At 60.9% G+C, this 23,225-nt stretch carries 21 protein-coding genes and 1 rRNA gene; 15 read left to right on the forward strand and 7 right to left on the reverse strand.

Annotation, left to right across the window (positions count from 1 at the left end; all coding sequences use genetic code 11):
* The first annotated feature begins 137 nt into the window (after positions 1 to 137).
* Positions 138 to 253: ribosomal RNA gene (rrf, locus tag HYI44_RS26110) — 5S ribosomal RNA — on the forward strand.
* A gap of 162 nt (positions 254 to 415) precedes the next feature.
* The gene (gene mrdA / locus HYI44_RS26115) at positions 416 to 2,308 is read left to right on the forward strand and encodes a penicillin-binding protein 2 (protein ID WP_225570879.1); all 1,893 of its coding nucleotides are present in this window, start codon (positions 416 to 418) and stop codon (positions 2,306 to 2,308) included.
* A gap of 12 nt (positions 2,309 to 2,320) precedes the next feature.
* Here the strand turns inward: mrdA and HYI44_RS26120 are convergent, their stop codons facing one another.
* The gene (locus HYI44_RS26120; protein ID WP_122838652.1) at positions 2,321 to 3,280 is read right to left on the reverse strand and encodes a LysR family transcriptional regulator; all 960 of its coding nucleotides are present in this window, start codon (positions 3,278 to 3,280) and stop codon (positions 2,321 to 2,323) included.
* Positions 3,281 to 3,437: 157 nt separating this feature from the next.
* Here HYI44_RS26120 and HYI44_RS26125 point away from each other — a divergent pair, with 157 nt between their 5' ends.
* The 6 genes from HYI44_RS26125 (at position 3,438) to HYI44_RS26150 (ending at position 8,940) form a co-directional block, all read left to right on the forward strand.
* Complete coding sequence (locus tag HYI44_RS26125) at positions 3,438 to 4,739, forward strand: MFS transporter (RefSeq protein ID WP_225570880.1); 1,302 nt, start codon at positions 3,438 to 3,440, stop codon at positions 4,737 to 4,739.
* The gene (locus HYI44_RS26130) at positions 4,736 to 5,491 is read left to right on the forward strand and encodes a class II aldolase/adducin family protein (RefSeq protein WP_122838654.1); all 756 of its coding nucleotides are present in this window, start codon (positions 4,736 to 4,738) and stop codon (positions 5,489 to 5,491) included. The genes HYI44_RS26125 and HYI44_RS26130 overlap by 4 nt, the downstream gene beginning before the upstream one ends.
* Positions 5,488 to 6,429, forward strand: coding sequence for a 2-hydroxyacid dehydrogenase (locus HYI44_RS26135; protein WP_225570881.1), 942 nt, complete (start codon positions 5,488 to 5,490; stop codon positions 6,427 to 6,429). Before HYI44_RS26130 ends, HYI44_RS26135 begins: the two co-directional genes overlap by 4 nt.
* A gap of 119 nt (positions 6,430 to 6,548) precedes the next feature.
* Positions 6,549 to 7,925, forward strand: coding sequence for an MFS transporter (locus HYI44_RS26140; protein ID WP_122838655.1), 1,377 nt, complete (start codon positions 6,549 to 6,551; stop codon positions 7,923 to 7,925).
* A gap of 18 nt (positions 7,926 to 7,943) precedes the next feature.
* Positions 7,944 to 8,336 carry a RidA family protein gene (locus HYI44_RS26145; protein ID WP_122838656.1) on the forward strand — a complete coding sequence of 131 codons (393 nt, stop codon included), beginning with the start codon at positions 7,944 to 7,946 and terminating at the stop codon, positions 8,334 to 8,336.
* Positions 8,329 to 8,940, forward strand: a complete 612-nt coding sequence (locus HYI44_RS26150; protein ID WP_122838657.1) for an RraA family protein — start codon at positions 8,329 to 8,331, stop codon at positions 8,938 to 8,940. The genes HYI44_RS26145 and HYI44_RS26150 overlap by 8 nt, the downstream gene beginning before the upstream one ends.
* On the opposite strand, the gene HYI44_RS26155 is transcribed toward HYI44_RS26150, so the two are convergent.
* Positions 8,937 to 9,869 carry a LysR family transcriptional regulator gene (locus HYI44_RS26155; protein WP_225570882.1) on the reverse strand — a complete coding sequence of 311 codons (933 nt, stop codon included), beginning with the start codon at positions 9,867 to 9,869 and terminating at the stop codon, positions 8,937 to 8,939. The two genes, HYI44_RS26150 and HYI44_RS26155, sit on opposite strands and share 4 nt — an antisense overlap.
* A 162-nt stretch (positions 9,870 to 10,031) precedes the next feature.
* On the opposite strand from HYI44_RS26155, the gene HYI44_RS26160 reads away from it, so the two are divergent.
* From HYI44_RS26160 to HYI44_RS26170, 3 genes are all read left to right on the forward strand, one after another.
* A complete protein-coding gene (locus HYI44_RS26160) occupies positions 10,032 to 11,342 on the forward strand; it encodes an MFS transporter (RefSeq protein WP_122838659.1) in 1,311 nt (436 codons plus the stop codon).
* 23 nt (positions 11,343 to 11,365) lie between these two features.
* The gene (locus tag HYI44_RS26165) at positions 11,366 to 12,595 is read left to right on the forward strand and encodes a Zn-dependent hydrolase (RefSeq protein ID WP_122838660.1); all 1,230 of its coding nucleotides are present in this window, start codon (positions 11,366 to 11,368) and stop codon (positions 12,593 to 12,595) included.
* 150 nt (positions 12,596 to 12,745) lie between these two features.
* A complete protein-coding gene (locus HYI44_RS26170) occupies positions 12,746 to 13,771 on the forward strand; it encodes a histone deacetylase family protein (RefSeq protein ID WP_225570883.1) in 1,026 nt (341 codons plus the stop codon).
* A 141-nt stretch (positions 13,772 to 13,912) separates the two neighbouring features.
* On the opposite strand, the gene HYI44_RS26175 is transcribed toward HYI44_RS26170, so the two are convergent.
* The gene (locus HYI44_RS26175) at positions 13,913 to 14,314 is read right to left on the reverse strand and encodes a lysozyme inhibitor LprI family protein (protein WP_225570884.1); all 402 of its coding nucleotides are present in this window, start codon (positions 14,312 to 14,314) and stop codon (positions 13,913 to 13,915) included.
* A gap of 204 nt (positions 14,315 to 14,518) precedes the next feature.
* Here HYI44_RS26175 and HYI44_RS26180 point away from each other — a divergent pair, with 204 nt between their 5' ends.
* Positions 14,519 to 15,007 carry an SRPBCC family protein gene (locus HYI44_RS26180; protein WP_122838663.1) on the forward strand — a complete coding sequence of 163 codons (489 nt, stop codon included), beginning with the start codon at positions 14,519 to 14,521 and terminating at the stop codon, positions 15,005 to 15,007.
* A 473-nt stretch (positions 15,008 to 15,480) separates the two neighbouring features.
* Here HYI44_RS26180 and inhA read toward each other — a convergent pair whose 3' ends face one another.
* Positions 15,481 to 16,158, reverse strand: a complete 678-nt coding sequence (gene inhA, locus HYI44_RS26185; protein ID WP_201148115.1) for an isonitrile hydratase — start codon at positions 16,156 to 16,158, stop codon at positions 15,481 to 15,483.
* A gap of 88 nt (positions 16,159 to 16,246) precedes the next feature.
* Here inhA and HYI44_RS26190 point away from each other — a divergent pair, with 88 nt between their 5' ends.
* Positions 16,247 to 17,230 carry a GlxA family transcriptional regulator gene (locus tag HYI44_RS26190; RefSeq protein WP_122838665.1) on the forward strand — a complete coding sequence of 328 codons (984 nt, stop codon included), beginning with the start codon at positions 16,247 to 16,249 and terminating at the stop codon, positions 17,228 to 17,230.
* Here HYI44_RS26190 and HYI44_RS26195 read toward each other — a convergent pair.
* From HYI44_RS26195 to HYI44_RS26205, 3 genes are all read right to left on the reverse strand, one after another.
* The gene (locus HYI44_RS26195; RefSeq protein WP_225570885.1) at positions 17,199 to 18,098 is read right to left on the reverse strand and encodes an alpha/beta fold hydrolase; all 900 of its coding nucleotides are present in this window, start codon (positions 18,096 to 18,098) and stop codon (positions 17,199 to 17,201) included. The genes HYI44_RS26190 and HYI44_RS26195 overlap by 32 nt on opposite strands.
* Positions 18,099 to 18,176: 78 nt before the next feature.
* Positions 18,177 to 20,003, reverse strand: coding sequence for a glycoside hydrolase family 15 protein (locus HYI44_RS26200; RefSeq protein ID WP_225570886.1), 1,827 nt, complete (start codon positions 20,001 to 20,003; stop codon positions 18,177 to 18,179).
* Entirely contained in the window at positions 19,996 to 20,796 is an 801-nt protein-coding gene (locus HYI44_RS26205) for a glucose 1-dehydrogenase (RefSeq protein WP_225570887.1), read from the reverse strand. The genes HYI44_RS26200 and HYI44_RS26205 overlap by 8 nt, the downstream gene beginning before the upstream one ends.
* 258 nt (positions 20,797 to 21,054) lie before the next feature.
* On the opposite strand from HYI44_RS26205, the gene HYI44_RS26210 reads away from it, so the two are divergent.
* Together HYI44_RS26210 and HYI44_RS26215 are read left to right on the forward strand one after the other, a co-directional pair.
* On the forward strand, positions 21,055 to 22,224 hold the full coding sequence (locus HYI44_RS26210; RefSeq protein ID WP_122838669.1) for an MFS transporter: 1,170 nt from the start codon (positions 21,055 to 21,057) through the stop codon (positions 22,222 to 22,224).
* Between the two features lie 86 nt (positions 22,225 to 22,310).
* Positions 22,311 to 23,045 (forward strand): thioesterase II family protein, encoded by a 735-nt coding sequence (locus HYI44_RS26215; RefSeq protein ID WP_225570888.1) that lies wholly within the window; start codon positions 22,311 to 22,313, stop codon positions 23,043 to 23,045.
* Positions 23,046 to 23,225 lie beyond the last annotated feature (180 nt).

Genomic DNA, 23,225 nt, shown 5'->3' on the forward strand with positions numbered 1-23,225 from the left:
GGAAACAAGTAGAAGCATCAGATTGCGGTGTGTGAAGACGATAGAACCGAAAGTTCGACTCTTGCAAACACCGAAAGCTATCACATACCCAATTTGCTGAAGCGCGGCCAGCTGGCCACGATTCGGTACCCGAATTTCTTGACGACCATAGAGCATTGGAACCACCTGATCCCATCCCGAACTCAGCAGTGAAACGATGCATCGCCGATGGTAGTGTGGGGTTTCCCCATGTGAGAGTAGGTCATCGTCAAGATTAAATTCCGAAACCCCTATCTGCGTATGCAGGTAGGGGTTTTGTTTTTGTCCGCGAGAAATCGTCGGCACTTTTTGGTAAGGTGCACCTCGTTTTTCAAGGAACTGCTAGCAACGCCTATGGACCGGCACTTCTTTTCATATCCATAGAGCTCCTGCAGAAATGCCCCAACCGATACCGATCAAAGACCACGAAAAAGAGACGCGCCTGGTCAACAGGAGACTCATGGCCTGCGCCTTGTTCGTTGCGGCGATCTCCTGCGCACTGGTTGTGCGCCTGTACGTGCTGCAAGTACTCGAATTCGACTACCACTCGACGATCTCGGAAAACAACCGCGTCCATGTCCTCCCGATCACCCCGCCCCGTGGCTTGATCTACGACCGCAACGGCGTGGTGCTTGCGGACAACCGTCCCAGCTTCAACCTGACCATCACCCGTGAACGCGCCACAGACGTCAAGGACGAGCTGGATCAGGTTGTCAGCCTCCTGCACCTTCCAGTCGAGGATCGCGCGCTGTTCGACAAGGCGATGAAGCAGGTGCGGCACCCGTTCGTGCCGGTCACGTTGTTCTATGAGCTCACCGAAGAGCAGATCGCGGTGCTTGCAGTTAACGAGTTCCGCTTGCCGGGCATCGATGTGGAACCACAGTTTGTTCGCCATTACCCGATGGGCGCCCATTTCGCGCATTCCATCGGCTACGTCGGACGAATCAACGAGAAAGAGTCCAAGGTGCTCGATACGGTTGAATACCGTGGCGCCCAGTCGATCGGTAAAACCGGCATCGAGAAATTCTACGAGTCGCAGCTGCACGGTCACGTAGGCTATGAAGAAGTCGAAACCAATGCCCAGGGCAGGGTGTTGCGAGTGCTCAAGCACACCGATCCGATCCCCGGCAAAAACATCGTGCTCAGCCTTGACGTCAAACTGCAGGAAGCTGCCGAGCAAGCATTGGGAGACCGCCGCGGCTCCGTGGTAGCACTTGATCCGGCAACCGGCGAAGTGCTGGCGATGGTCAGCAAGCCCAGCTTCGATCCCAACCTGTTTGTCACCGGCATCAGCTTCAAGGAATATGCCGCGCTGCACGACTCTATCGACCGGCCGCTGTTCAACCGCGTGCTACGCGGTCTCTACGCCCCCGGCTCGACCATCAAGCCTGAAGTGGCCATCGCAGGCCTAGATGCCGGTGTAGTCACCCCCCAGACCCGCGTCTTCGACCCCGGCTATTATCAGCTCCCGGACTTCGATCACAAGTACCGCAACTGGAATCACAGCGGTGATGGCTGGGTCGATATGGACGCAGCGATCATGCGTTCCAACGATACGTATTTCTACGACCTGGCCCACAAGCTGGGCATTGATCGCCTGCACGACTACATGGCCATGTTCGGGCTTGGCGAAAAGGTCTCGCTGGACATGTTCGAAGAGTCTGCCGGCCTGATGCCCTCCCAGGCGTGGAAGCGCGCTACGCGTCGCCAGCCCTGGTTCCCGGGCGAGACAGTGATCCTCGGCATCGGCCAGGGCTATATGCAGGTCACGCCACTGCAACTGGCTCAGGCCACCGCCTTGATCGCCAACAAAGGCGTGTGGAACCGGCCACATCTGGCCAGAACCTTAGACGGTGTCGCCCCGGTAGACGAACACCCGATGCCGAATATCCTGCTCAAGGATCCCCGGGACTGGGAGCAGGTCAACCACGGCATGCAGATGGTCATGCACGACGCTCGAGGGATTGCCCGAGCGGCCGCGCAGGGCGCTCAGTACCGCATTGCCGGCAAGAGTGGTACCGCGCAAGTTGTCGCGATCAAGCAAGGCGAGCGCTACAACCGGGCGAAAACCCTGGAGCGCAACCGCGACAATGCCTTGTTCGTCGGCTTCGCCCCGGCCGAGCATCCGAAGATTGTCATTTCGGTGATGATTGAAAACGGGGAGGCCGGTGGTCGCGTTGCCGGCCCGGTGGTGCGGCAGATCATGGACGCCTGGTTACTCGATCAGGACGGCCATCTCAAGCCGCAATACGCCACGCCGAGCAAAGCACCGGGCGACCCTCACGTTTAAGCGTTCAAGGCTTCACAGCACAGGCTCACGAATGCTGAGCATGTGCTGGAAGCTTTCGAGGAAAACCGTTTCGGCCTGACTCATCTTCTGTTCGCGGTTCCACAACAGCTGAATATCGAAATCCACCACCCCATCCTCGGGCGGCAATCGCCACAGCAGACCCTGCTCGACATCACGGCGCACCAGATGCGTTGGCAAACAACCGATGCCATACCCGGCGCAGATCAGGCGGTAAATCTCTTCAAAGCTCGTCGATGATGCAACGATCTTCCCGGTAAAGCCCTGTTGGTCGCGAAACAGCGTCAAAGGGGAAAGATTACCGCCGAGCTGGTCGCTGGTGAAACTGACAAAATTCTCTGCCGCGAGCTCTTCCAGGGTCAAGTTTTCCTGCCCGAACAACCGATGCCGCTGTCCGCAGAAATACGCATAACGCTCGCGAAACAGCACCCGCTGCTCCAGCCTTGGTTGCGGTAGCCGACACAGCCCAACACCGATGGTCGCGGTCTTTTGCAGCAGCGAACTGATAATGTTCGAGCTGCCCATCACCTCGACTTCCAACTCGATCTTCGGGTGAGTTTCGTGGAAATCGGCAAGGAACTCATCGTAGTGGCGCGCTTGCACACCGCTGACCGTGAGGATACGAATCTTGCCCACGACATCGTCGTGACGGCTCTCCACCACCGTGCCCAGTCGCGAAATATCCCCGTAGATATCCGCTGCAATACGCAGGACTTCTTCCCCGGTTTCCGTCAGGTCAAATCGTCGCCCGCTGCGGGCAATCAACACGCACTCCAACTGTTCCTCCAGCCGTTTAAGCGCCTGGCTCACCGCCGACTGCGTGATGTGCAAGCGCGCAGCGGCCCGGCTCATGCTGCCTTCCTGACCGATCACCAGGTAGGTGCGTAACAGGTTCCAGTCGAGGCGGTCATTGAGGAAGCGGCGACCGACCCACGGGTTGGAAGTGGAGGGCATAAAAACTCCATGTAGTAGCAGGGCTAATAGTAAAGATAAGAATTTGAAAATTGACTAATCCTGGCATGAAAGCGATAAAGCCAACAAGCGCCACAGAGTGCAACCGTAAAACAGCCTTCAGCACCTGCCCAAAACTATAAATACACAGGGTCCTTGCATGCACACTACCCCTCAACCGCGTCGAGCGGCGGCGGCAGCCTTTATTGGCACGACCATCGAGTTCTACGACTTCTACATCTACGCCACGGCCGCGGCGCTGGTGCTCGGGCAAGTGTTTTTTCCCAGCAGCGACCCGGTGATGAGTACGCTGGCAGCCTTTGGCAGTTTCGCGGTCGGCTTCATCGCCCGTCCCATGGCCGGCATGGTGTTCGGTCACTTGGGCGATCGCCTGGGGCGCAAGAAAATGCTGCTGGTGACCATGGCGCTAATGGGCCTGGCGACCGCCGGGATCGGGATGTTGCCCAGCTATGCAAGCGTCGGTATCTGGGCGCCGATCGGTCTGATTGTCCTGCGTTTGATCCAGGGGATTTCGGTCGGTGGCGAGTGGGGCGGGGCGGTGCTGATGGCCAGCGAACACGCGCCGGCCAAGCGCAAGACTTTCTACGCATCTTTCGCCCAACTCGGCAGTCCGGCCGGTCTACTGCTGGCGTTGATCGCCTTTCGTCTGGTCACGTCCCTGGAACCGGAAGACTTCCTCGCCTGGGGCTGGCGCCTGCCGTTTCTCGCCAGCGGTGTGCTGATGATGGTTGGCCTGATGATCCGCTCCGGTGTCGACGAGTCGCCGGAATTCGCCAAGGCGCGGGACAACAACGAGACCGCCCAATACCCGGTGAAGGATGTGATCCGCACCTGCTGGCGGCAGATCCTGTTCGCCGCCGCGGCCGTGACCATCGGCTCGGCCGGGTTCTTTTTCACCAACACGTTCATGATCACTTATGTCACCCAGTACCAGGGCATCGCGCGCTCGACGATTCTTGATTGCCTGTTCCTGGTGACCGTCATCCAGTTGGCCTCGCAACCTCTTTCCGCACTGCTCGCCGAGCGCATCGGCGAAGGGCGCTTCCTCAAACTTGTCGCGCTGATGTGCATGGTCACGCCGTACCCGATGTTCATGTTGGTGGGCACACAAAACATCGTGCTGATGACAGTCGGCATCGCCCTGGCGGTGGTGATTCTTTCGGCGCTGTATGCGGTGATCGCCGGCTACATGACTCAGGCATTCCCGGTGCATCTGCGCTACTCGGGCATTTCCATCGCGTACCAACTCAGCTGCGCGTTGGCAGGCGGTACCACGCCGCTGATAGGCACGCTGCTGGCAAGCAAGTTTTCCGGACAATGGTTGCCGTTGGCGGTGTTCTTCACCTTGCTCTCGGCCCTGTCCTTGATAGGTGTTTGCGGCCTGGCTCGCCTGCGCGCCAACCCGGTCGTCACCCACGCTGCTAAAGAGGTGTATTCGTGAGTAAACCTGAACACATCGGCCCGGTTGAATGGCAGGCCCGTTGCGAACTGGCGGCGCTGTATCGCCTGGTCGCGCACTTTCGCATGACTGACCTGATCGACACCCACATCACCCTGCGGATTCCCGGTCCTGAGCATCATTTCCTGATCAACCGCTATGGCGTGATTTTCGACCGTATGCGCGCTTCGGATCTGGTGCGCATCGATAAGGACGGACGGGTAGTCGATCCGGCTTACCAAGGTCACCGAGTCAACCCTGCCGGGTTCGTCATCCATTCGGCGATCCACATGGCCCGCCCGGATCTGAACTGTGTGATTCACACACACACCGCCGCAGGCATGGCCGTTGCGGCGCAAAAGCATGGCCTGCTGCCAATCAGTCAGCATGCGCTGAAGTTCTACGGCAAGTTGGCGTATCACACCTATGAAGGCATCGCGTTGTCGCTGCATGAGCGCGAGCGTCTGATTGCCGACCTCGGGCCGCACCGGGCGATGATTTTGCGCAATCACGGTTTGCTGGTCGGTGGTTCCGGAGTGGCCCAGGCGTTCCAGGAGATTCACTTTCTGGAACGTGCCTGTCAGGCGCAGGTCGCGGCGCTGGCCGGTGGTTCGGCATTGCATTACCCGTCCCCGGAAGTCTGCGCGCACACCGCCGAACAGTTTGACCGCGATGATCAGGACAACATCATCGACTTGGCCTGGGAGGCCGCTTTAACCCTGATCGAATCCCAGCGCGAGTCCTACTTATCTTGAAAACAGTCATCAACACCGTGGTTTTGCTCTCCCGCGACTCCCTGCTGCTCAAGCAACTGCAAGCCGCATTTGCCCGCAGTGCACCGCAACTCACCACCGTACTGGCCGACGATCCACAAGCCGTCAATGCGCAGATTGCCGCGTGCTGGTTTCCGCCACCGGGCAGCCTCGTCGCATTGCCGAACCTGCAAGTCATCCACTCGGTCGCAGCGGGCATCGATCACCTGGACCACGACCCGACGTGCCCGGATTTGCCGGTGTGCCGGGTCGTCGATCCCGGCCACCGGCAAGGCATGACCGAGTACGTGCGCTGGGCGGTGATTCACTACCACCGGCGCTTCGATCAGGTACTCAGACAGCAACAGGAGCAGCACTGGGAGCGCCCGGTGCAACGAGCGGCGGGGCAGTTCAAGGTTGGGGTCATGGGGCTAGGTTCGTTGGGCAGTGCCATTGCCCTCGACCTCGCTGCCGCCGGTTACGACGTGCGTGGCTGGGCGCGCAGCAGCAAGACAATCATTGGTGTCCAGACCTTCGCCGGTGCGCCGCACCTGAATTCGTTTCTGAACGGTCTGGAACTGCTGATCAATCTGTTGCCCCTGACCCGCGAAACACGGGGCATCCTGGGTGGGGCAACGTTTGAACACCTCGCCAACGGCGCTGCCATTGTCAATTGTGGACGAGGCGGGCATCTCAATATCGACGACCTCGAACTGGCCCTGCAACGAGGAAAGTTGCGCGGTGCATTATTGGATGTTTTCGAACAGGAACCGCTGCCGGTCGATGACCGTCTCTGGACAATGCCCGGCGTGACGATCACCCCACACATGGCCTCGGCGGCCTCCCACGACTGTATTGCCGAACAAGTAGCGGAGAACTTGCGACGACTGAATGCCGGTGAACCGTTATTGAATAGCGCCGACCGGTTACTGGGTTATTGATCTCAAAAACTCGCCCATTAAATCAGGCGACCTATAACAACAATCTCGCACTCTCAAACTATTTACTGCCAGTAAAACAATTAAATAAACGAGTTCTTGATGAATTCCTGGAGACAGTGATGAGCGATCTATCGTCCGCAGAAAAGCCCGGCGCACCTGCGCAAGTTGCAAATATGAAGAAGGTGGCCGTTGCCAGTGTCATCGGCACCACGGTGGAATGGTACGACCTGTTTGTATTCGCCACGGCGTCGGCGCTGGTGTTCAACAAAGTATTTTTTCCGGACTTCGATCCGTTGATCGGCACCTTACTGGCTTTCGGTACGTTTGCTTCGGCGTATCTGGCGCGGATTGTCGGTGCGGCCCTGTTCGGGCACTTCGGTGATCGTTTGGGACGCAAATCGATGCTGTTGGTTTCGCTGTTGACCATGGGGGCTGCGACTTTCGCCATCGGGTTATTACCGAACTATGCGGCCATCGGAATCTGGGCGCCGATCCTGTTGCTATTGCTGAGGGTCATCCAGGGCCTGGCGCTCGGCGGCGAGTGGGGTGGGGCGGTGTTGATGGCGGTGGAACATGCCCCCGCCAACAAACGTGGCTTGTACGGCTCATGGGTGCAGATCGGCGTTCCGGCCGGGACCATGATTGCCAACCTGGCCTTCCTGTTGATCGCGGCGTTGATGTCCCCCGAAGACCTGTTGGCCTGGGGCTGGCGTATCCCGTTCCTGGCCAGCGTACTGCTGATTGCCGTCGGGTTGTACATCCGCTTGAACATCGCTGAAACCCCGGCCTTCAACAAGGTCAAGGAAGCCGAGGTGCAGGTGAAAATGCCGCTGGCGGAGGTCTTTCGCAAGTACTGGAAACAAGTGGTGCTGGGCGGGATCGCCACCATGTCGACCGGTGCATCGTTCAACATCATCGTTGCGTTCGGCCTCACCTACGGCACCCAGAATCTTGGCTTCAGCCGCAGCGTGATGCTCGGCGTCGTGCTGCTCTCCTGCGCCTGGTGCATCGTCATGTTGCCGGTGTTCGGTGCGTTGTCGGACCGTTTCGGACGCAAGCCGATTATCGTCGCCGGTATTGTCGCTGAGGCGTTGGTCGCGTTCCCGATGTTCTGGTTGATGGACACCAGGGAGCTGCCCTGGGTGATCTTCGGCTACTTGCTGTTGATGACCGCATTCGCCGCCAACTATGGGCCGATCGCGACCTTTCTGGCCGAGTTGTTCGGCACCCGGGTGCGCTATTCGGGGCTGTCGATCAGCTACATGTTGTCCGGCCTGCTCGGCAGTGCGGCGACACCTATCGTCACGACGGCGTTGCTGGCGGCCACCGGCAAAGGCTCGTCCGTCGCCTGGTACATGATCGGAGCGGCGCTCATTTCGCTGGTAGCGCTGTTGCTGCTGACCGAAACCTTCAAGCGCGACATCAGCGAAATACCGAAGGCGGTGACCGACGACGATCAGCCCGTTCGCAAACCCTTCAAATCGGCAGCCGCCTGATCCATGGAGTTCAACCTTATGCGCAGAATCCAGTCGGCCCCGGGCTTCATCGGCCCGGTCGGCCCTTACTCTCAAGCAGTGGTCAGCGGCCACCTGGTATTCACCGCCGGACAGATTCCGGCCCAGAACGGGCTTGATGACCAACCCGAGGATTTTACCGAACAAGTGCGGCAAACCTTGCGCAATCTGGAGGCGATCCTGATTGAAGCGGGGTCCGATTTCAGCCACGTGATCAAGGTCAACGCCTACCTGACCGATCCGGCGCAACTCGAACCGTTCAATGCGGTCTATCGCGAGTTTCTTGGCCACGCGCCACCGGCTCGCACTACGGTGTGTGTGGCGCTCTGGGGCGTCTCGCTGGAGATCGATTGTGTGGCCCAGTTGATCGCAAAGGAGTCGCAACATGGATGAATCAAAACTGATCGAGCAGTTCAAGGCGGTGAGCTTTGCGACCCTCGGGCATTTCCTGGAGGAGGGCTTCGCGGACTCGCAACTGCGGGCCATGGTGCCCAATGTGAAACTGGTCGGCCGGGCGTTGACGCTGAAGCTGGTGGGCGCCGATGCCATTGCCGTCAACCAGGCCCTGGCGCTGATACAACCGGGCGACGTGCTGGTGATCGACACCGACGGCGATTGGCAACACGCCCCGGTCGGTGCGGTGACCAGTTGTGCTGCGCTCTGTGCGGGGGCGGTGGGCATCGTGGTGGACGGCGCGGTCACCGATCTCCTGGAACTGCGTGAAGCCGGGCTGCCGGTCTTCGCTCGCGGCACCAGTGTGCTGACCACCAAACTGCACGGTCGTGGTGACAGCGAAATCAATCAGCCAATACACTGCGCCGGCGTCACTGTGCATCCGGGGGTGCTGGTGCTTGCGGACGACAACGGCGTGCTGTTTCTGGACTGGCAAACCGCGGCCGGTGTCATCGAACAGGCCTTGGCGTCCGATCGTGCCGAGCCGCGTTTGCTTGAGCGATTGCGTGCGGGTGAGCCGGTGGCGCAGGTGTTGCGGGTCTAGGTCGTGAGGCTGCGTTGCAGGCTATCTATGAAGATCGTCTCGGCCCGGCTCATGCGTTGCTCGCGGTTCCACAGCAAATGAATGTCCACATCGGCAATCCCTTCGTGTGGCGGCAGGCGCCAGAGCGATCCGGCTTTCACGTCCGCCGCCACCACGTGCTCGGGCAAACAGCCGATACCAAATCCGGCGATCACCAGCCGCCGGACTTCTTCCAGGCTCGGTGACGACGCGACGATGCGTCCGCTGAAACCCTGCTGATCGCGGAAGATCGTCAGCGGCGAAAGCATGCCGCCGATCTGGTCGCTGGTGAAACTGACGAAGTTCTCCCGCTGCAAATCCCCTTCGACCACGTTCTGCCGCCCGAACATCGCATGGTGTTTGCCGCAGAAAAACGCATAGCGCTGACGCAGGAACAGCCGTTGCTCCAGGCGCGGTTGGGGGCGGCGATTGAGGCTCAGGCCGAGGGTCGCGGTTTTTTCCTGCAAGGCACTGACGATGTCGGAGCTGCGCATCACATCCACTTCAAGGTCTACGCGCGGATGCTGGCGATGAAAGTCCGCGAGGAAGTCGTCGAAGCGCTCCGAGAAGATCCGGCTGATGATTAGCAATCGAACCTTGCCGATCACTTCGTCGGCCGGTTGCTCCAGCACACTGCTGACCTGGGACATCTGCCCGTAGATCTCTCCGGCCAGGTCGAAGATCTGTTCGCCGACTTCGGTCAGGGCAAAACGCGGACCGCGACGGGCGATCAATTGGCGACCCAGTTGCTCCTCCAGACGCTTGAGCGCCTGGCTCACCGCCGGTTGCGTCAGGTGCAGGCGGGCGGCAGCGCGGCTGATGCTCAGCTCCTGACCGATTACCCGAAACGTGCGCAGAAGGTTCCAATCCAGACGGTCATTGAGCAGGCGATGTACATCACGTTCGGCCATGGCGGCTCTCGATTATAAGCTGTCGTAATAGTCTGCATAATAAATAGAAAATTGACTAATTATAGCCCCGGGACGATAAATCATTCCCAGACAGGCGCCGCCAGAGTGCCTTGATTTTGCTTTTTCACTCCTGCCAAAAAAATAACCAAAGGAGCCCGACCCATGAAGCCTCAAGCTTCTGCTCAGCCGCGCCGTGCGGCAGCCGCAGCCTTCATCGGCACCATGATCGAGTGGTACGACTTTTATATCTACGCGACCGCCGCCGCCCTGGTGTTCGGCGCGCTGTTTTTCCCCTCCGACGACAAACTGTTCAGCACCATGGCCGCGTTCGGCACCTTCGCCGTCGGTTTCTTTGCGCGGCCGTTGGGCGGGATCATCTTCGGCCATATCGGTGACCGGATCGGCCGCAAGAAGTCGCTGATCATCACGTTATTGATGATGGGCGTAGTCACGGTGTGCATCGGTTTGCTGCCGACCTACGCACAAATCGGCGCGGTGGCGCCAGTGATGCTGATTGTGCTGCGCATCGTCCAGGGCATCGCCGTCGGTGGCGAGTGGGGCGGGGCAGTATTGATGGCCGGCGAGCATGCGCCGAAAGGTCGACGCAACTTCTTCGCTTCCTTTGCGCAACTGGGCAGCCCGGCTGGTTTGATCCTGTCGCTGCTGGCGTTCAGCGCAGTCACCCGTTTGCCGGAAGAGGACCTGATGAGCTGGGGCTGGCGCCTGCCGTTCCTCGCCAGTTCGTTGCTGCTGCTGGTCGGCCTGGCGATCCGGCTGGGGGTGAATGAATCGCCGGAATTTCTCGCCAGCCGTGAACTGGCCAGCAAGAGCACGCGCAAAGAGCAGGCGCCGGTCATGGAAGTCCTGCGCACCGCGTGGCGTCCATTGCTGCTGTGCATCGGCGCCAACACCCTGGGGATCGCCGGGGTGTATTTCACCAACACCTTCATGATTGCCTATACCACCCAGCAACTCGAACTGCCGCGTTCACTGATTCTTGAGTGTCTGTTTGTGGTGGCGATCATTCAGTTCTGCATCCAACCACTGGCCGCGTGGGTCGCGGAGAAGATGGGGGCGACACGTTTCCTGTGCCTGGTGTCCTTGTTGGCGATCGCCTCGCCCTATCCGATGTTCGTATTGGTCAGCTCGGCCCAGGCGCCGCTGATCATCCTTGGCATCGCCCTGGCAGTGGTGTGCATGGCTTCGTTCTACGCGGTGATCGCCGGTTATGTCAGCGGCATGTTCGAGACCCGCGTGCGCTACACCGCGATCTCGTTGGCCTATCAGGTATGCGGTGCGCTGGCCGGTGGCCTGACGCCGCTGATCGGCACGATGCTGGCGCACAAGTTTGCCGGCCAATGGTGGCCGATGGCGGTGTTCTACAGCCTGATCGCCGCGACTTCTCTCATCTGTGTCTTGTCCCTTGCCCGCCGCCATGCCAGTGCTGAACGCATTGAAATGGCCAGCGCTTAATCAATGATTTCCAGGAGTCACTCATGTTGAAAATTAATGGCGAACGCCTGTGGGCGAGCCTGATGGCAATGGCCGAAATCGGCGCCACCGCCCGTGGTGGCAGCTGCCGTCTGGCCTTGAGCGATGAGGACAAGGCAGGTCGCGAACTATTTGCCCACTGGTGCCGCGAAGCCGGCATGACCCTGAGCGTGGACGCCATCGGCAACCTGTTCGCCCGCCGCGCCGGCACCGACCCCGATGCCGCACCGGTGATGATGGGCAGCCACCTCGACACCCAGCCTGAAGGCGGGCGCTTCGATGGCGTCTACGGCGTACTCGCGGGGCTGGAAGTGGTGCGTTGCCTCAACGACCTCGGCATCCAGACCCGCAAACCACTGGAAGTGGCGGTCTGGACCAACGAAGAAGGCGCACGCTTCACCCCGGCGATGTTCGGTTCGGCGGTGTTCACCGGCATCATGTCGCTGGACGCGGCGCTGGCGGTGCGGGACGTCGATGGCATCAGCGTTGCCGACGCGCTGCAACGCACCGGTTATGCCGGCGAACGCCCACTGGGCGGCGCGGTGGATGCGTACTTTGAAGCGCACATCGAACAGGGCCCGATCCTCGAAGACAACGCCAAAAGTATCGGCGTGGTCAGCGGCGGCCAGGCGATTCGCTGGCTCGACGTGCGGGTCGAAGGTATGGCCGCCCACGCCGGCACTACGCCGATGCCGCTGCGCAAGGACGCCTTGTATGGGGTGGCGCGGATGATCCAGGCCATTGAAGGTTTGGCCACCGATTTCGCCCCTGAAGGCCTGACCACCGTGGGCGAGTTGAGCATTAACAAATCCTCGCGCAACACCATTCCAGGCCTGGTGAATTTCACCGTCGACCTGCGGCATCACCGTGATGAAGCCATCGAGGCTATGGAGCAACAGGTCCGTACACGACTGCAGGCGATTGCCGACGGCCGTGGCTTGAACCTCACGATCACCCCGCACTGGATCAGCCCGGCGACGCCGTTCGATGCCGAGTGCGTGGCAGCCGTGCAGCACGCCGTGGACGCGCTGGGCTACGCTCAGCAGTCGATTGTCAGCGGCGCCGGGCATGATGCGATTCACCTGGCGCGGTTCTGCCCGACGGCGATGGTGTTTATCCCGTGCGTTGGCGGGTTGAGCCATAACGAAGCCGAAGACGTGCTGCCCGAGGATGTGCGACAGGGCACTGATGTGTTGCTCAACGCCGTGCTGGCCCGCGCCGAAAAAGCTGAATAAACACAGTCCCTGTGGGTGCGGGCTTGCTCGCGGTAGCGGTGGATCAGTCGCCATCGATGTCGAATGTGCTGGCCTCATCGCGAGCAAGCTTGCTCCTACAGGAGACACACTCAGCTTCAAGATCTACGTTAACTGACAGGTATTTGATCCATGCGCAGTTTTTTCCACCCCGAACAATTGCTCCACCATCCATGCAGTTACTACTCCCGCGGGCAGATGCGCACGCCGCAGGAAGTGCCGGAGCGTTTGCAGCGATTGGTGCAGGCTTCTCATTCCCTCGGCTTCAAAGTCGAGCAGTCCGTCGATGCGGGGCTGGCGCCATTGCTGGCGGTCCACGGCGCTTCGTACCTGCGGTTTCTGCAAGAAGCGCACCAGCGCTGGAAGGAGATCCCCGAGGATTGGGGCGATGAGGTGATGTCGAACATATTCGTGCGCGAGCCCAACGCCTTGCGCGGGATTCTCGCTCAAGCCGCCCGCTATCTGGCGGACGGCAGTTGCCCGGTGGGCGAACAGACCTGGCGTTCGGCGTATTGGTCGGCGCAAAGCGCGGTGGCCGGTGCTCAAGCGTTGCTTGACGGCGAGCCGGCGGCTTACGCGCTGTGTCGTCCACCGGGTCATCATGCCCGGGCCGAGGCGGCTGGCGGATTTTGTTATGTGAACAATGCCGCGGTGGCGGCGCAGGTTTTACGCGCCAGGTTCAAGAAGGTCGCGGTGCTCGACACTGACATGCACCACGGTCAGGGCATTCAGGAGATTTTCTACGACCGCGATGACGTGCTGTACGTCTCGGTGCATGGCGATCCGACCAATTTCTACCCAGGGGTTGCCGGCTTCGGCGATGAGCGCGGTGTCGGGGCAGGCGAGGGGTTTAACCTCAACTTGCCGATGGCCCATGGTGCGAGCGAGGCGGAATTTCTGGCACAGCTTGAAGTCGCGTTGACGGCGGTCAAGGACTTTGGCGCCGAGGTGCTGGTGCTGTCCCTGGGATTCGATATTTTCGAACTGGACCCCCAGAGCAAAGTGGCGGTGACCCGTGAAGGGTTTGCGGTGCTGGGCGAACGGATTCGTAGCCTTGGGTTGCCGTGCCTGATTGTGCAGGAGGGTGGGTATCACCTGGAGAGTCTGGAAGACAATGCCCGGGCGTTTTTTGTGAATGCCCAGGTGTGGCGGCTCTGAGTGAGATGGGGGCTGTCCGATCGCGGTCGCGGGTAAGCCCCGCTCCCACAGTGACCAAGGTGGACCACTTACTTGTGGACAACGCTGAACCTGCGGGAGCAAGGCTTGCCCGCGGTGAGGCCCTGGAGCACCCCCCGTTATTTACTGTCCAGGCACAGGACACCCCATATCGCCCTCCTGGCATTTCAAAAAATTCTTGAAAGTCTCCACCCGTGCGCGGGTCAGCTCTGTAATGCAATTACCGTAGATCAATGGGTAAACGCTCCCACCTTCCACCCCCGATGCTGAAAACTTGCACTCCGCATCCCGGAACGCAATCCACGAGCGTTGCGCGCCGATCAACAGCTTCTTGCGGTCCGGATCGCTCTTCAGCCGCCCGGTAATCTGCTGGTAAAGCGCATTCAGTTCCTTGTCCGCAGCCTTGTTCTGCTGGGTGGCGCACTGGTTCATCGTCGCCTGGTCGGTGGCGTTATCGCAATCTGCGGCCAGGGCCAGGTGGGTAAACAGCAGGGGCGTCAGCGCCAGGAGAAAGCGTGAGTACATGGGAGTTCTCGCTATGACATCTTAAAGAGAAGGGCAGTGTAGCGAACCCCGGCGAGGTCAGTTACCAGTCGCGTAAAAGCCGCTGCGCTGCAGTCATTTCCCAGCCGAATGAGCGCCATGGGTTGATTACAGTATGCGCTTGGTACAACTTTAGGGTTGGTCTTGTGGTCTTACAGGCCTACTGTTCATTACAGGAGGTGACATATGAACCCAGCATCAGATCGTATCCAAAGGAAAATCCTGCTCAGGACCCCGCGTTCGCAGGTCTGGCGCGTAATCGCCCATGCCGAAGCCTTCGGCCAGTGGTTTGGCGTGGCACTGGAGGGCAAGCGGTTTGTCGCCGGTGAGTGGACCCAGGGGCAGATCACTTACCCCGGTTATGAGCACCTGCTGTGGAACGTACTCGTGGAGCGGGTTGAGCCGGAGCGGGTGTTCTCGTTTCGCTGGCATCCCTACGCCGTGGAGCGGCACATCGATTATTCCCAGGAGCCGACCACCCTGGTGTTGTTCGAGCTGGAAGATATGGATGGCGGCACGTTGCTCAAGGTCACCGAGTCCGGCTTCGATCACATCCCCCAGGAGCGCCGTCTCAAGGCATTCCGCATGGACAGCCGGGGCTGGGATGAGCAGATGAACAATATCGAGGAGTTCCTCAAAATCAGCCACAAGGCACCGGAGCCCCAGCAAGAGTAAATGCCCGCAGGTTCTGCCCATGGTTGAAGCGCCGCGCCCAGCTGAGTGTTGCAGAACCCCCGCGTCCCAGGCTTGCAGCTTTCAGCGAGGGGAGCGCCAAGGGTTCCCCGCTAGTAGCTATAGCGAATGTCCTACACGCTATGGTACTGATATCGTCTGTTACATTTTGGATCCGATGCGTATTCTGACCCCATCAACCGAGGCACAGGAAGTGCCTCGGGATCAGGGACGATCGACCATCAGCACGGAACGCTATCGACAGGGAGTCGACATGGTCTTGGGAAAACCCGCTTCGGCGGGTTTTTTTTCGTCTGTACAAAACCGCCGTTACGACGAGAGGCGCCTCTCCGATCTCTGTAGGAGCACGCTACGGGCGGCGTCCCGACGATGGGCGTGAACGATAACGCGGGAACCCTGATACCCCGCGGCGTTCATTCATTTTTCGCGAGCAAGCTCGCTCCTACAGTAAGAGGTTACAGCCTGGCTGCGGCCCGCTCGGTAATCCGTGTTCGCTGCTCAAGCGATGGCGCTGCGCGGCGCCGGGCGTCTTCCAGCACTGCGGCCGGCGCAGTGTCCGGGCTCCCCGAAGCAAAGGGCGGCGCGGGAGCGTACTCCAGTTGCAACTGCACCAACTGCGCAGTGCCCTCATCGAACAGTTCCGCAGCCAGCGTCAGGGCAAAATCGATACCCGCCGTGATCCCGCCGCCGGTCAGCAGGTTGCCGTCGCGCACCACACGGTCCTGAACCGCAATCGCCCCCAGAAGCTTGAGCAATTCGTGATACGCCCAGTGAGTGGTGGCGCGCTTGCCCTTGAGCAGGCCCGCCGCGCCGAGTACCAGGGCGCCGGTGCACACTGACGTCACATACCGTGCACTGGCCGCCTGGGCCTTGATGAACGCCAACGTCACCTCATCCTCCATCAATGGGCCGACGCCACTGCCGCCGGGGATGCAGATCACATCCAGAGCCGGACAGTCCTCGAACGTCGTAGTCGGTTGCAAGACCAGCCCGGTGCTTGCTGTCACTGGCCCCAGGTCCTTCCAGACCAGATGCACCTGCACGTCCGGCAGGGACGCCAGCACGTCATAAGGCCCGGTCAGGTCCAATTGCTGGACCTGGGGGAACAACAGAAAACCTATCTGCAACGCCATGGTGATTTCTCATGAAGTGGGTGGACTACCTCACTCTAGCTCTCTAGGATGTGGCGCATACGCCAATCAACCCACGAATTACGCCAACATGCCTAAAGTCATTCATGTGCTCGCGTTCGCCAAGGTGCAGTTGCTCGATGTCACCGGGCCGCTGCAAGTGTTTGCCTCGGCCAATGACATCGTCCGCCAGCAAGGCCTGCCGGCACCCTACGCACCGACGGTGATCGCCAGCGGTGGCGGGGCGGTCATGTCCTCTGCCGGGTTGGCAATGCTGGCTGAACCGCTGCCGCAGACGGCCAGCGACACCTTGATCATCGCCGGCGGCTGGGGCGTGTATGAAGCGGCTCAGGACCCGGCACTGGTGAGTTGGGTGCGCAGCCACGCAACCCTTTGCCGGCGCGTGTCCTCGGTGTGCACCGGGGCTTTTCTGCTGGCCGCCAGCGGCTGGCTCGATGGCCGGCGGGTGGTCACTCACTGGACCCGGTGCGAGCAGTTGGCCCGGCAGCATCCGCAGCTGCGGGTGGAACCCGACCCGATCTTCATCAACGATGGCCCGGTGTGGACCTCGGCCGGCGTCACTGCCGGCATCGACCTGGCGCTGGCCATGGTGGAACAGGACCTCGGTCGCGAGATGGCCATGGAAGTGGCCCGCCAACTGGTGGTGTTTCTCAAGCGTCCCGGTGGCCAGTCGCAGTTCAGCGTGACCCTGTCGTTGCAAAAAAAAGGTAATCGGTTTGACGAACTTCATGCCTGGATCAGCGAAAATCTTCCCCTGGACCTGGGGATTCCAACACTCGCCGCCCAGGCGGGCATGAGCGAACGCAGTTTCGTGCGCCACTACCGCGCCGACACCGGCCAGACCCCCGCCCGGGCGATAGAGTCGATTCGAGTGGAAACGGCGCGCAGGTTGCTCAGCGACACCGGTGTGCCGATCAAGCGCGTGGCGATGCAATGCGGGTTCGGTAGCGAAGAGACCCTCAGGCGCAGTTTCCTGAGGGCGATGGGGGTGACTCCGCAAGCCTATCGGGAACGCTTTTGCATCAGCGCTGCAGCAGATCCAGTAGTGCCTTGAGGGTGGCTTGGGGGGCTTCTTCGGGAATGTCGTGACCGACCCCGGCCAGAATACGCCGCTCGTAGTCACCGGTGAAAAAGTCCCGATCTTCATCGTTTGCCGTTGCAGGTCCGACGCCATCGTCTGCGCCGCACAGGGAGATAGTGGGCACACTGATCGGCGGCTGGCGAGTCAGCGCCTGCTCCATCCATTCCAACGCCGGATCGCCATCGACATACTTGAATCGGTGCCGGTAGGAGTGAATCACCACCTCGACAAAGTCCGGGTTATCAAGGGCCGTTGCACTGCGCGCGTACAACGCGGGGCCCTCGTCCCAGGTCGGTGACCACAGGCGCCATAGCAACTCGCACAGTGCATGCCGATTTCGGGTCAAGCCCTCGACTCCACGCGGGCTATGGAAGTAGTACTGATACCAGAGCCGATGTTCGGTTTGCGGATCCAGCGGCTTAACCGAGTTGGGAATGTCCTGGAGGTTGTACCCATCGCCAGTAACCAGGCAACGAACCCGCTGCGGCCACAGTGCCGCCACGATGCACGCCGCGCGTCCGCCCCAGTCGTAGCCGCAAAGCGCTGCCTGCTCAATCCCGAGGGTGTCCATCAGCTCCAGCAGATCCTGGGCGAGGGCTGCCTGCTGCCCGGAGCGTGGGGTACCCGGGCTGTTGAAACGGGTCGGACCGTAGCCGCGCAGATACGGCACGATAACTCGATAGCCTTGTGCACCGAGCACGGGTGCTACCGAGTCGAACGCGCGCGGGGAATAGGGAAACCCGTGCAGCAGAATCACCTGCTCACCATTGGCCGGGCCGTGTTCTTCATAGGCGATTGTGAGCATTGATGTTCGGATGAACTGGATGGGATGGCCAGTCATGCAGCAATCTCCGCGAGCCTCTGTAGGAGCCTGCGGCGGCTCCTGCGTGCGAGTGAACTGTTAAGGTTTAGGCCTTCATCATGGCTGCCAATAATTTTTTTCGCCACTCAACTTGCGATCGAGAAAACTCGCCGCACTGATCAACGCCAAATGGGTCAGGGCCTGCGGTGTGTTGCCCAGGTGCCGCCCTCGGGTGTCGAACTCTTCGGCATACAAACCCAGCGGATTGGCATACCTGAGCAGCTGCTCGAACTCCAGATGCGCTTTCTCCACCTGGCCTGCCCGGGCCAGGCATTCGACGTACCAGAACGAGCACGCTGCGAATGCACCTTCAGTGCCTTCCAGACCGTCAATTCCTGCATCCTCGTTACGATAGCGGTAGACCATGCCGTCACGCACCAGGGTCTTCTCGATGGCCTGCAGGGTGGATAGCCAGCGGGGGTCCTTGGCACTGACAAAGCGCACCAGCGGCATCAACAACATCGAACCATCCAGGGCCGTGCCGCCGATATGCTGGACAAAATGACCGCGCTCTTCATTCCAGAAATTATTCCAGATGTCCGCGTAAATGGCCTGTCGGGTCTCATCCCAGCGCGCAAAAGGCGCGGGCAGCGAGCGCTTGGACGCCAGGCGAATGGCCCGGTCCAGCGCCACCCAGCACATCAGTCGAGAGTGCAGGAAGTGATGCTGTTCGCCACGCATCTCCCAAATGCCGACGTCCTTGTGCTGCCAGTTTTCACAGACCTGATCGACCACCTCAACCGCGTGCCTCCAGCCCTCGTGAGAGATCGCGTCGCCGTACTTGTTCACCAGGTACACCGCGTCCATCAGCTCGCCGAAGATGTCGAGTTGCACTTGGTCGTAAGCCTGATTGCCGATGCGCACCGGCGTTGCACCACCATGGCCGGCCAGGTGGGACAGTTCGGATTCCGGCAGTTCCTGACGGCCATCGACGGCGTAGAGGATGTTCAGCTTCATCGACTTGCCGCGGCAATCGCTGACCCGTCCACGGAGCCAGCCCATGTACGCATTGGCCTCTTCGACGAAACCCAGGCGCATGAACGCATAGACAGTGAACGAAGCGTCGCGGATCCAGGTGTAGCGATAGTCCCAGTTGCGCTCCCCGCCAGGTGTTTCCGGCAGGCCGAAGGTGGCGGCCGCAAGGATGGCGCCATGCTTGCGTGAAGTCAGCAGCTTCAGCGCCAGGGCCGAACGATTGACCATCTCACGCCAGCGGCCTCGGTAATTGGACTGGCCGCTCCAGTCGCGCCAGAATTTCAGGGTGCGCTCCATGCACATGTCCGCCGCGCCCTGTTCAAAGCGCGGGTCATCCACGCCGCCGAGCATGAATTGCGCGCTCTGGTCCTGTTCCAGGCTGAATTGCGCTACGGCTGCGTCCGCGTCGATGCGCATCACCTGATCGGAGGACAGGCGCAGGGCAGGCTGGTCGGTCGCCTCGAACACCACGTCCTGATCAGCCATCTGCGCGCGAGTGCTGGCGCGGGCGTAATCGTGTCGCACAGCGCAGCGCATATGAAAGGTCGCCCGACCGCTGACAACGCGAACCCGGCGCATCAACACCGGCAGGTCGTCCTCGCTGTCGCCGATCGGCAACAGGTCAGTGACTTCGACCACCGCGTGGTCGCTCAACCAGCGGGTTTGCAGGACGTTAGTGTCCGGCAGGTAAATCTGCTCCCGACGCGCATCCGGCAAGTCCGGCGCCAGCTGGAAAATCCCGGCGTCGGGGGTGTCCAGCAGCGAGCAGAAGATCGACGGGCTGTCGAATTCCGGCCAGCAGAAAAAGTCCACGCTGCCTCGATCATTGACCAGTGCAGCGCTGCGCATGTCGCCGATGATGCCATGGGCGTCGATAGCGCTTTGTCGTTCGGGATGATGATCAGCCATTGCCGCGAAACTCCGGATAGAGACTCATACCGCCGTCGATGAACAGGGTGGTGCCGACGATGTAGTCAGAGGCATCGGAGGCGAGAAAGACCACGGCATTGGCAATGTCCTCGACGTCACCGATGCGGCCATAGGGAATAAGTTTGAGCAGTTCCTGTGCAGCGGCGCCCTCAGTAGCTGCCTGGTTGATAGCGGTACGAATCGCGCCCGGGGCGATGCCGTTGATGCGGATGCGCTGGTGGCTGACTTCCTGGGCGAGGCTCTGCATCAGCATGTCGACGCCACCTTTGGAGGCGGCGTAATTGACATGGCCGGCCCAGGGAATGCGCTGGTGCACCGAACTCATGTGAATGATTTTTCCGGCGGCCCGGGACACGCCTTCGCGAATGCCCTGTCGATTGAAAACCCGCAGGGCGGCGCGGGCACACAGGAACTGGCCGGTAAGGTTCACGCCGATCACCTGGTTCCAGTCCGCGAGGCTCATGTCGACTGCCGGGGCGTCTTTCTGCAGGCCCGAATTGGCCACCAGGATATCCAGCGAGCCGAAGGCTTCGAGGGTTTGCGCGAACAGTCGTTCGACGTCTTCCTCCTTGGCAACGTCTGCGCCGATGGCGATGGCGCGACCGCCTTGCTCCTTGATCTGCCGGGCGAGTTCTTCAGCCGGGGCGGCCTGTGAGTTGTAGTTGAGCACCACGGCAGCACCGGCAGCGGCCAGGGCCTTGGCGGCGCCGGCACCGATACCGGAGCTGGCGCCGGTGATGAGGGCGACCTGTTGGTCCAGGGAAATCAGCATAAGGGTTAGCGCCTTGAGTTGAGGGCCTTATCAGCTGACTGGTTTCGGACTTCAAGAGTTCACCAGCAAGATCAAAGATCGTCCGATCACGGCCCGAGCCTGCGTTGGAATGCGAACCCCTGTAGGAGCTGCCGGAGGCTCGGGCCGCGATCGGACGATCTTTTGATCCTGGGGCCTTAACATTCAACCAACAATTCAGCGCTTTCCCCGCCCCCCGCCTTATGGCAATTTGCACTCCCTTCCAAAGACAGTCAGACCATGGCAAATCCCTACCGCGAACTGTTCAGGGCCCCAGGCAGCAGAGCCTTCGTGTTGGCCGGGATGATCGCGCGCATGCCGATTTCCATGACCGGCATCGGATTGATCACCATGCTCTCGCAGTTACAGGGGGGCTATGGCCTGGCTGGGGCGGTGGCGGCGACTTTTGCCCTGGCCACTGCCTTTTGCGCACCACAGGTTTCCCGTCTGGTGGACCGTTTCGGCCAGCGGCGCATCCTCCCGGTGTCGGCGCTGATCGGTGGCGGCGCGCTGCTGATGGTGCTGCTCTGCACTCGACTGCAGGCCCCGCACTGGACACTGTTCCTGTTCGCGGCGCTGGCCGGTTGCATGCCCAGCATGTCGGCGATGGTGCGGGCACGCTGGACCGAGGTATACCGCGGCAAGCCCGAGCTGCAAACCGCCTATGCACTGGAGTCGGTGCTCGACGAAGTCTGCTTTATCGTCGGGCCCCCGTTGTCGGTGGGGTTATGCGTGGTGGTCTTCCCCGAAGCCGGGCCGCTGGCGGCGTTGCTGATGTTGGCGATCGGCGTGACTGCATTTGTCCTGCAAAGGGCAACCGAACCTGCGATTCATCCCCACGAAGCGCACCACCAGGGCTCGATCATTCGCTCCGTCGAGCTGCGATTGCTGGTGTTGCTGATGGTTGCCATGGGCACCATCGTCGGCGTGATCGATGTGGTCAGCGTGGCGTTTGCCCGGCATCAGGGTCAGCCGGCGGCGGCCAGTATTGTGTTGTCGGTGTACGCCATCGGCTCGTGCATGGCGGGGCTCGCGTTCGGCGCATTGCGTTCGAAAGTGCCGCTGCCGCGACTGTTCCTTTACGGCGGCGTGGCGACGGCGGTGACGACCCTGCCGCTGTTGCTGGCGACCAACATCCTCGGCCTGTCCCTGGCGGTATTCGTCGCCGGGCTGTTCTTCGCCCCGACCCTGATCGTCGCCATGGCACTGGTTGAGCAGATCGTGCCTGCGGCGAAGCTGACCGAAGGCCTGACCTGGCTGGTCACCGGCTTGAGCATCGGCGTGGCCATCGGTGCGGCCAGTTCGGGTTGGCTGGTGGACGCATTCGGCGCACCCAGCGGGTTCTGGGTGGCGATTGCGGCCGGCGTCGTGGTGCTGGGCTCGGCCATCCAGAGCTTCCGTAAATTGTAGGCGCGAGCTTGCTCGCGATTGCGATCCGACTAATTCACCGACCGCCTCATACGTTCTCCAACCAGACAACTATCGAGGTAAGCCCGGTGACCCAGCTGACATTGCTGTGCCTGCCCTATTCAGGCGCGAGCGCCATGGTTTATAGCCGCTGGCGGCGCAAGCTGCCGGAGTGGATCAAGCTGCAACCGGTGGAACTGCCGGGACGCGGCGCACGTTTTGGCGAGCCGCTGCACACCGACATGCGCCGCCTGGCGCGGCAATTGGCCGAGGAACAACTGGTCACTCTCAAGGCTCCGTATGCCTTGTTCGGCCACAGCCTCGGCGCGCTGCTGGCCTGTGAAATGGCCCATGCCTTGCGTTCGCTGGGTAGCCCGGAACCCGTAGCGCTGTTCGCTTCGGGCACCGCTGCACCGACAATGCGCGCCGACTACGACCGGGGTTTCGCCGAGCCCAAATCCGATGCCGAGCTGATTGAGCAACTGCGCAACCTAAACGGCACCAGCGAGGAAGTCCTGGCCAACGCAGAGTTGATGAGCCTGACCTTGCCAGTGCTGCGCGCCGACTTCCTGCTGTGCGGCCGCTTCGAACCTGTCGAGCGTGCGCCGCTCAAGTGTGCGGTGCATGTCCTCGGTGGCAAGGACGATCGCGCCAGCACCGAACAGTTGATTGGCTGGAGCAGGGAAACCCGCGGTAGTTTCTCGGTGGACATGCTTGCCGGTGGCCATTTTTTCATCCATGAACACGAGGCCAAGGTGCTGAAGGTGATCAAGGATCAACTCGACATCCACCATCGCCGGCACGCCATCGTCGCCAGCGCCTGATGCAACGCCTTTGTGGGAGCAACTGTCTTCCCCCTGCCACATCAATGTCGAATGTGCAGACGCCATCGCCAGCAGGCTGGCTCCCACGGTGGTCTGCGCCGTACATGAATGCTGCGTCCACCACCACTACCCTGTGGGAGCGTGGCTTGCCCGCGATGGCAATCTCCCTGCCAGCTCAAT

This window comes from Pseudomonas sp. Y24-6, assembly GCF_020295325.1.
GTDB classification, from domain to species: domain Bacteria; phylum Pseudomonadota; class Gammaproteobacteria; order Pseudomonadales; family Pseudomonadaceae; genus Aquipseudomonas; species Aquipseudomonas gregormendelii.

Coding starts and splice junctions, on each gene's coding strand:
- HYI44_RS26125 (WP_225570880.1), top strand. CDS start 3,438: ATGCACACTACCCCTCAACCGCGTCGAGCGGCGGCGGCAGCCTTTATT.
- HYI44_RS26140 (WP_122838655.1), top strand. CDS start 6,549: ATGAGCGATCTATCGTCCGCAGAAAAGCCCGGCGCACCTGCGCAAGTT.
- HYI44_RS26150 (WP_122838657.1), top strand. CDS start 8,329: ATGGATGAATCAAAACTGATCGAGCAGTTCAAGGCGGTGAGCTTTGCG.
- HYI44_RS26120 (WP_122838652.1), bottom strand. CDS start 3,280: ATGCCCTCCACTTCCAACCCGTGGGTCGGTCGCCGCTTCCTCAATGAC.
- HYI44_RS26165 (WP_122838660.1), top strand. CDS start 11,366: ATGTTGAAAATTAATGGCGAACGCCTGTGGGCGAGCCTGATGGCAATG.
- inhA (WP_201148115.1), bottom strand. CDS start 16,158: ATGGCGTTGCAGATAGGTTTTCTGTTGTTCCCCCAGGTCCAGCAATTG.
- HYI44_RS26155 (WP_225570882.1), bottom strand. CDS start 9,869: ATGGCCGAACGTGATGTACATCGCCTGCTCAATGACCGTCTGGATTGG.
- HYI44_RS26200 (WP_225570886.1), bottom strand. CDS start 20,003: ATGGCTGATCATCATCCCGAACGACAAAGCGCTATCGACGCCCATGGC.
- HYI44_RS26170 (WP_225570883.1), top strand. CDS start 12,746: ATGCGCAGTTTTTTCCACCCCGAACAATTGCTCCACCATCCATGCAGT.
- HYI44_RS26195 (WP_225570885.1), bottom strand. CDS start 18,098: ATGACTGGCCATCCCATCCAGTTCATCCGAACATCAATGCTCACAATC.
- HYI44_RS26145 (WP_122838656.1), top strand. CDS start 7,944: ATGCGCAGAATCCAGTCGGCCCCGGGCTTCATCGGCCCGGTCGGCCCT.
- HYI44_RS26205 (WP_225570887.1), bottom strand. CDS start 20,796: ATGCTGATTTCCCTGGACCAACAGGTCGCCCTCATCACCGGCGCCAGC.
- HYI44_RS26160 (WP_122838659.1), top strand. CDS start 10,032: ATGAAGCCTCAAGCTTCTGCTCAGCCGCGCCGTGCGGCAGCCGCAGCC.
- HYI44_RS26175 (WP_225570884.1), bottom strand. CDS start 14,314: ATGTACTCACGCTTTCTCCTGGCGCTGACGCCCCTGCTGTTTACCCAC.
- mrdA (WP_225570879.1), top strand. CDS start 416: ATGCCCCAACCGATACCGATCAAAGACCACGAAAAAGAGACGCGCCTG.
- HYI44_RS26180 (WP_122838663.1), top strand. CDS start 14,519: ATGAACCCAGCATCAGATCGTATCCAAAGGAAAATCCTGCTCAGGACC.
- HYI44_RS26210 (WP_122838669.1), top strand. CDS start 21,055: ATGGCAAATCCCTACCGCGAACTGTTCAGGGCCCCAGGCAGCAGAGCC.
- HYI44_RS26190 (WP_122838665.1), top strand. CDS start 16,247: ATGCCTAAAGTCATTCATGTGCTCGCGTTCGCCAAGGTGCAGTTGCTC.